Source organism: Bradyrhizobium sp. (genome assembly GCF_019244115.1).
Classification (GTDB): Bacteria; Pseudomonadota; Alphaproteobacteria; order Rhizobiales; family Xanthobacteraceae; genus Bradyrhizobium.
Genome location: NZ_JAFATE010000914.1, coordinates 1 through 4,437, shown reverse-complemented (window position 1 = coordinate 4,437; position 4,437 = coordinate 1). Strand labels below are relative to the sequence as shown.

The 4,437-nt window shown below is 66.4% G+C and carries 3 protein-coding genes; all 3 read right to left on the bottom strand.

Annotated features, from left to right (window positions below):
• Positions 1–512: 512 nt before the first annotated feature.
• A complete protein-coding gene (prmC, locus tag JOZ76_RS38050) occupies positions 513–1,397 on the bottom strand; it encodes a peptide chain release factor N(5)-glutamine methyltransferase (RefSeq protein ID WP_291706509.1) in 885 nt (294 codons plus the stop codon).
• Positions 1,394–2,479: a peptide chain release factor 1 gene (prfA, locus tag JOZ76_RS38045; RefSeq protein ID WP_291706508.1), complete on the bottom strand. Its 1,086-nt coding sequence runs from the start codon at positions 2,477–2,479 to the stop codon at positions 1,394–1,396. Before prfA ends, prmC begins: the two co-directional genes overlap by 4 nt.
• Before the next feature lie 55 nt (positions 2,480–2,534).
• On the bottom strand, positions 2,535–4,437 hold a 1,903-nt coding region (gene ptsP, locus JOZ76_RS38040; protein ID WP_291706507.1), incomplete at its 5' end, for a phosphoenolpyruvate--protein phosphotransferase.

Here is a 4,437-nt window from a genome sequence, read left to right as displayed (position 1 = left end):
TTGTTGTTTTGACCGTTTCTCATGTCCTGCCTTTATTCCAGCCCTGAGTTAATTGCCTTAGCCATTGCTTTGGGAAGTGATGACGCGCTGCACCGTTGCGCGAAAGCCGGCGCCCCGCAGCATCGATGTCGCGATGCGGCTCCAAGTTTCTAAAGTCCAAGCCCTGACGTTGTCGTCAACCTTCGCGTCCAGCAAACACGCGTTCCCCACCCGCCTGCGCCGCAGCCAGCGAATCCCTCATTCCGCCTGCCGCAACAGGCCCGGTTTTCGTGCGTAAGTCGTCAAGCGCAACAATTCAGGCTTTCGTTCGCTTCGCGGTCGGCAGCAGCGCAGCTCTCGAAAGCTATCGCGCTCAAGTGAACCGACGTTTTGGAACCATTTGACCGGGCGGCTCTCGCTCTGAGAACGCTGGCTTTCACCCGTCGCATCCACGGGGCCTGCACCGATGTTGGGCGGAACGTAGTCGCTCCCGTGGAATATTCCAAGTGGTTTTTTACGTCTCATCCGGGCTTTTATGGCGGCAATTTCCGGCCGGCGATGGCCCGCAAAACTCCGCCGAGATCCGCCCTCGGTTCGGCGGTCGTGGTTAATCCCGCCCCGCGCATCAAACCCGTGATGTCTCTTATTTGGTCACGCCCCGCCTCGACCACAAGGGCCCCCCCGGAGGCCAAGAGTCGCACCGCCTCGGGAATCAAGGCCCGGTAGGCGTCGAGCCCGTCTGGACCGCCATCCAGCGCCAGATGCGGATCGTGCTCGCGCACCTCGACGTCGAGCCCGGCAATGTCCTGCGAGGGAATATAGGGCGGATTGGACACCACCAGGTCGAACGGCCCGGTGAGTGCCGCGGTGTAGTTGCATTTGACGAAAAACGCGCGAGACGCGAGGGCAAGGTCGACGGCATTGCAGCGCGCGGTCAGCAGCGCGGCGAGGCTGATGTCGCTGCCGATCCCGATCGCGCCGGGAAGCTCGGAAAGCAGCGCAAGCAGGATGGCGCCCGAGCCGGTGCCGATATCGAGGATCCGCCATTCGCGGTCTGGATGCGGTGTCCCAGCGAGCATCTGGAGCGCGAGCTCGACCACCGCTTCGGTGTCCGGCCGCGGCACCAGCGTCTCGGCCGAGAGTTTTAGCGGCAGGCTCCAAAACTCCTTCTGTCCCAGGATGCGCGCGACCGGCTCGCGCGCGAGCCGTCGTTGCACGAGGCCGTCGAGACGATCGGCTTCCTCGACGGTCAGCGTCCGCTTCGCGGCCGCGATCAGGGCGGTGAGATCGAGGCCGAGCGCCGCGCCGACCAGGAGCCGCGCATCGAGATCGGCGGACTCGATGCCAGCGGTTTTCAACACGGCCGCGACGTGGCGCCGCGCGGCTTCGATGCTCTGTCCGGCAAGCGACGAACTCACGCCGCCGCGCCTTGCGCCGCGAGCTGCGCGGCCTGGTGCTCCGTCGTCAGCGCGTCGATCAGCTCGCTCAAGGCTTCGCCCGAAATCACCTGCGGCAGCTTGTAGAGCGTGAGATTGATGCGATGGTCGGTGACGCGGCCTTGCGGGAAATTGTAGGTGCGGATGCGCTCGGAGCGGTCGCCCGAGCCGACCTTCTCGCGGCGATCGGCCGAGCGGGCGGCGTCCACGCGCTGGCGTTCCGCGTCATAGATGCGCGAGCGCAGGATGTTCATGGCGGACGCCCGGTTCTTATGCTGCGAGCGGCTGTCCTGCATCATCACTACGATGCCAGTCGGGATATGGGTGATGCGGATCGCCGATTCCGTCTTGTTGACGTGCTGGCCGCCGGCGCCCTGCGCGCGCATGGTCTCGATGCGCAGGTCCTCGGCCTTGATGTCGACATCGACATCCTCGACTTCCGGCAGCACGGCGACGGTCGCCGCTGAGGTGTGAATGCGCCCCTGCGTCTCGGTGTCGGGCACGCGCTGCACCCGGTGCACGCCGGATTCGAATTTCAGCTTGGCAAAGGCGCCGCGGCCTTGCACCTCGGCGATGATTTCCTTGTAGCCGCCGACCGTGCCCTCGCTGGCCGAGATCACCTCGACCTTCCAGCCCTGCAGGCTGGCGAAGCGCTCGTACATCCGGAACAGGTCGCCGGCGAACAGCGATGCCTCGTCGCCGCCGGTGCCGGCACGGATTTCCAGCACGACGTTGCGGTCGTCCATGGCATCCTTGGGCAGCAGGGCCACGCGGATGTTCTGTTCGAGCTCGCCGCGCCGCGCGGTCAAGGTGTCGTGTTCGGCTTCCGCCATCGCGCGCATCTCGGCATCGACGGCCGGATCTGATATCAGCGCCTCGGTCTCGGCGAGTTCCTTGATGATGGCACGATAAGCCTTCACCGCATCGATCAGCGGATTGAGCTCGGACAATTCGCGGGTGATCTGGACATATTTGTCGGACGCGACCTGGCCGAGCAGCTGCGCCTCAAGAGAGGCATGGTGGGCTAGGAGCACGTCCAGTTTGGCTTCGGGCAGCATCGACATCGGTCAGTCTCATGGAGCAGGAGGCAGGGCGGCGTAGCGATTGCGGATGGCGTCGCTACAGCGGCAATCCCTCGGCCTCTGCGAATTCGGTCAGCTTCTGGCGGATCGAGACGCTGCCGGCTGGCGTCTCCAAAAGCTGCGACATCATCGCCTCCGCGCGCTGCGCATCGAGCTCGAGGATCATCGCCTTGACCGGGCCGAGCGCTGTCGGCGACAACGACAAGGAGCGGTAGCCCACCGCGATCAACGCCAGTGCGCCGATCGGTTTCGAGGCCATCTCGCCACACAGCGAGGCGGATTTGTTGGCGGCCTTCGCCTTCGTCACGATTTCGCGCAGCGCGCGCAGGATCGGCGCCGACAGCGTGTCGAACCGGTCGGAGACTTTTGCATTGCCGCGATCGACCGCAAACAGGAACTGGAACAGGTCGTTGGAGCCGACCGACACGAAGTCGACCTTCCGCAGGAGCTCGTCGAACTGGAACAGCAGGGCCGGGACCTCGACCATGGTGCCGATGTCGATGCGTTCCGGCAGCGCATGGCCGTGCTGGCGCAGATAGGTCAGCTCGCGCTCGACAATCGCCTTGGCCGCGTCGAATTCGGCGACCTCGGAGACCATCGGAAACATGATGCGCAGCGCCCGGCCGCCGCCGGCGCGCAGCAGCGCCCGGATCTGGCCGCGGAGCAGACCCGGCCGGTCGAGCCCGAGCCGGATCGCCCGCCAGCCGAGCGCCGGATTCTCCTCGATGACGGTCTCCATATAAGGCAGCGCCTTGTCGCCGCCGATGTCGAGGGTGCGGAAGGTCACCGGCCTGTGGCCGGCCGCGTCCAGCACTGTACGGTACAGCGCAAGCTGGTCGCTCGAGCGCGGCAGGGCCTGGCCGACCATGAACTGCAGCTCGGTGCGGAACAGGCCGATGCCGGCTGACCCGGTGTCGTCGATGTGCGGCAGGTCGATGGCGAGCCCCGCATTGATCATCAGCTCGACGCCCTGACCGTCCTTGGTGCGGCAGGGCTTGTCGCGCAGCTCCAGATACTGAGCCTGCCGCCGTGCGCGAAAACGCACGCGCTCGGCATAGGCGGATTCGATCTCGGTCGACGGGCGGACATAGATCGAGCCGGAGGTGCCGTCGACGATGATGGCGTCGCCGGGATCGGCGATGCCGGGCGCGTTCGGCACCTCGCCGACCGCGGGAATGCCCATCGCGCGCGCCACGATAGCGACGTGGGAATTGGCGGTGCCTTCTTCCAGCACGAGGCCGCGCAGGCGCTTGCGGTCGTAGTCGAGCAGCGCCGCCGGCCCCATCGCGCGCGCGATCACGATGGCGTTGTCGGGCAGTTTTTCGCGCGAGGGCGCGTGGTCCTGCCCGACCAGCTGGCGGAGCAGGCGATAGCCGAGGTCTTCGAGATCGTGCAGGCGCTCGCGCAAATACGGATCGGTAGAGCGCAGCATGCGCGCGCGGGTGTCCGACTGCACGCGCTCGACCGCGCCCTCGGCGGTGAGGCCGGTGGCGACCGCCTCGTGCAGCTTGTGGGACCAGCCCTGGTCGTTGGCGAACATGCGGTAGGCTTCCAGCACGTCGCGGTGCTCGCCGCCGTCGGCGACGTCGCCCCGTTCCAGCATGCGATCGAGGTCGCTTCGGAGCTTGGCGAGGGCGGCGTCGAGCCGCTTCAGCTCCTTCGGCAGGTCCTCGGCAATGTAGTTGTTGATGACCACGCGCGGCTCGTGCAGCACGACATGGCCGAGCGCAATGCCGTCGGACAGAATGGTGCCGGTCTTGTGCAGCGAATGGCGCGCGGCGGGCTCGGCGCCCGGCTGGGCCAGTGCGGCGAGCTCTCCCGAGGCGATCATCTCGGCGAGCACCATCGCGGTGGTCTGCAGCGCCTCGACCTCCTCCTCGACATAGGTGCGCTTGGCGCGGTTCTGCACCACCAGCACGCCGAGCGTGTTGCCGGCGCGC